Here is a 2,725-nt window from a genome sequence, read left to right on the forward strand (position 1 = left end):
TCGTTTTTCTGTCCCCGCATGAGTAGGATTACAGTCAGTCCGTTGATGATAATCCCGGCGGCGGCTGTCCATGACACTGCCGCGCCGTTCACTTCAGTCGGTTCGTAGAATTTGTGCGCGCTCTCTATCATTATCGCCCCGACGGCGGCGAGCAGAATGATTGCGTTGAGCAGCGATATGAGTACGGTGCTCTTTTTCAGTCCGTAGGTAAATCTTTTTGTGGAGTGGACCCTCGACAGTCTGAAAGCCACAAGCACGAGTGCGAGCGAGAACACGTCGCTCAGGTTGTGTCCGGCGTCGGATAGGAGCGAGAGCGAGTTCTCCGCCAGTCCCACCACAGCTTCTATTGCCACGAAAAGCAGGTTGATGAGTATGCAGAATATGAAAATCCTGTCTATCGTCCGCGGGGCGTGTACATGTACGTGTCCGACGTGTGCGTGACTGTGTCCGTTATGGTTGCCTTGTTGTTTCATTTCTTCCATGTTTTTGCGCAAAGGTAATGAAACGTCTGTGCAATCCGGTTGCAAAGTGTGTGAAAAAATGTTCCGGCTATGTTTTCCGGTATTCTTCCGGCTCGTGACCGGTGATTTTTTTGAAAAAGGCGTTGAAACAGCTTTCCGAGCAAAAACCGAGTGCGGCCGATATTTCGGCTGTTGTGAGGCCGTGGTCCATAAGCATGGTCTTGGCGGTCTTTATGCGGTTCAGGCTCACATAGTCCGCGGTGTGCTTGCCTGTCTCGTGACGCAGCAAGTCATCGAGATATGCCGCCGATACTTTCAGGCCGGGTGCCATGTCTTGTGCTGTCGGCATCGTGCCTGTTGCCGCCCGTCCTGCCGCCATGTATTCGTCGATAGCCTTGTCGATGCGGCTTATCAGCGCGGTGTTGACATCGTGTCGCGTGATGAACTGCCGTGCATAAAACCGTTCCGAGTAATTGAGCAGCGTCTCGATATGGTTGCATATCAGTGTCTGGCTGAACTTGTCCACTCCGTGACGCAGTTCGCTCTTCACTCCGTCTATGCACCGCTGCGCTGTTTCCGCCTCATGGAAAGACAGGTGCAGTGCCTCGTCTCCGGCATATCCGAAGAATGTATGTCTGCCGAATGCCAGTCCGAGTGGCGTACAGCTAATGATGTCGGGGTGGAACAGGAGTATTGCCGCCTTGTCCGCGTTTTTCGTTAAAACGGTCTTTCCCGGCCTGCGAAACTGCATTGTGGCGTATGAGAAATCGCATCTCATGCGTCCGAGATGCCGCCCGCCGTCAGGAAAAGACGCCATCATCACCGAATAACAATCACCGCACCTGAATGCCTTGTCTTGTCCGTCGGCACATACCACGCCGACAAGCGGGTGTCGTGTCTCTTCGCCGAAGAGACAGTTGCATCCACAGACTGTGGATGTCTCCGTTATGTATCCCATCTTACGTGCGTCAGACCGTTTCCTTCCTGTATTCGCTCGGTGTCTTGCCCACCCCGCGCTTGAAGTATCTCGTGAAGTGCTGCGAGTACTGGAATCCGAGGTCATACGATATTTCGTTTACCGACTTCTTGGTGCCCAGCAGTTCGTCTTTCGCCAGTTCTATGATTTTCGTCTGTATGAACTCCTGCGGGGTACGGCCCGTCTCTTTCTTCACCAGGTCGCCGAAGTAGTTTGGCGACAGGAAGCACCGCTCGGCGAAATACTTTACCGACGGCAGTCCGTCGCGCCGTGCCGTGCTGCCTCGGAAGTAGCCGTTCAGTTCGTCCTCAAACCGTGTCAGTATGTCGCGGTTCGCCTCGTTGCGGGTGATGAACTGCCGCTCGTAGAAGCGCATGCAGTAGTCGAGCAGCAGCTCGATGTTGCGGCATATCAGTTTCCGGCTGTGCTTGTCTATGGGGCGTTCCAGTTCGTCGTTGATTTTTCGGAGACAGTCCTTGAATATCCCTTTCTCTTCTTCCGACAGGTGCAGGGCTTCCCGCGACGAGTAGTCGAAAAACGAGTACTGTTTTATCTCTCTGCCGAGCGACGTGCCGCGGATGATGTCAGGATGAAACAGCAGGCCGATGGCGTTGGGGCTGAAGTCGGGCAGATGCTTCACATGCACCACCTGTCCCGGGGCGAAGCTCGTCACGGTGCCCTCCTGATAGTCATACGGTTGGCGGCCGTAGGTGATGTCGCCGCAGTATGTCTGTTTGAGAAACAGGGCGTATACCTCGTACCGGTATGTCACCTCGGCGGGGCCGGGATCGGTGCCGTTGAGGTCGACCACGGTCACGAGCGGATGCCGTGTCTCGAATCCTTGACTCTTGTTGTACTCGTCTATCGAACTAATCGTAATCAGGTTGTCCATCGTTCCAATGTTTTTGTTTGTTCCTACTGCCCGAATTCCGGGCATAATGGTTTTTGCAAAGGTAGCGAATAAATCCCGATAACACCGCAACCCGCATTACAGAAAAATGCAACCATATTACGTTTGGTTGTTTATGCGTGCCGTAAAGCATTGTTAAAATATCGTGGTGTATATGGAAGTGTATCGCGGTGAGGCTTGCTTCGACTTGCTTTTTATGTTAAATTTGTTGCGTGTTGAAACTAATTTAAACGTTGGAATGATGATAAATGTTTACAAAATAAAGCATGGGCATATGGGTGTGATACGCCGGAAGTGTATTTTTATGCAGTCTGACGATACTTTGATTTCTGATAAACGGCCGGTAGAGAAGTAGTTGCCTACATATTAATATCGTAT

General features: G+C 52.2%; 3 protein-coding genes. All 3 read right to left on the bottom strand.

Going from position 1 to position 2,725, the window contains the following annotated elements:
- The coding region (locus MoGM_RS05615; protein WP_233210182.1) for a cation diffusion facilitator family transporter at positions 1 to 482 on the bottom strand (482 nt) is incomplete at its 3' end.
- Between the two features lie 67 nt (positions 483 to 549).
- Positions 550 to 1,419: an AraC family transcriptional regulator gene (locus MoGM_RS05620; RefSeq protein WP_158249559.1), complete on the bottom strand. Its 870-nt coding sequence runs from the start codon at positions 1,417 to 1,419 to the stop codon at positions 550 to 552.
- 10 nt (positions 1,420 to 1,429) lie between these two features.
- A complete protein-coding gene (locus tag MoGM_RS05625; RefSeq protein WP_104369149.1) occupies positions 1,430 to 2,329 on the bottom strand; it encodes an AraC family transcriptional regulator in 900 nt (299 codons plus the stop codon).
- Positions 2,330 to 2,725: the final 396 nt, after the last annotated feature.

It is taken from the genome of Prevotella sp. MGM1 (assembly GCF_002933775.1).
Lineage (GTDB): Bacteria > Bacteroidota > Bacteroidia > Bacteroidales > Bacteroidaceae > Prevotella.

Bases quoted from the DNA above. Each gene is read 5' to 3' on its own strand.
- MoGM_RS05620 (WP_158249559.1), bottom strand. From the start codon at position 1,419: ATGGGATACATAACGGAGACATCCACAGTCTGTGGATGCAACTGTCTC.
- MoGM_RS05625 (WP_104369149.1), bottom strand. From the start codon at position 2,329: ATGGACAACCTGATTACGATTAGTTCGATAGACGAGTACAACAAGAGT.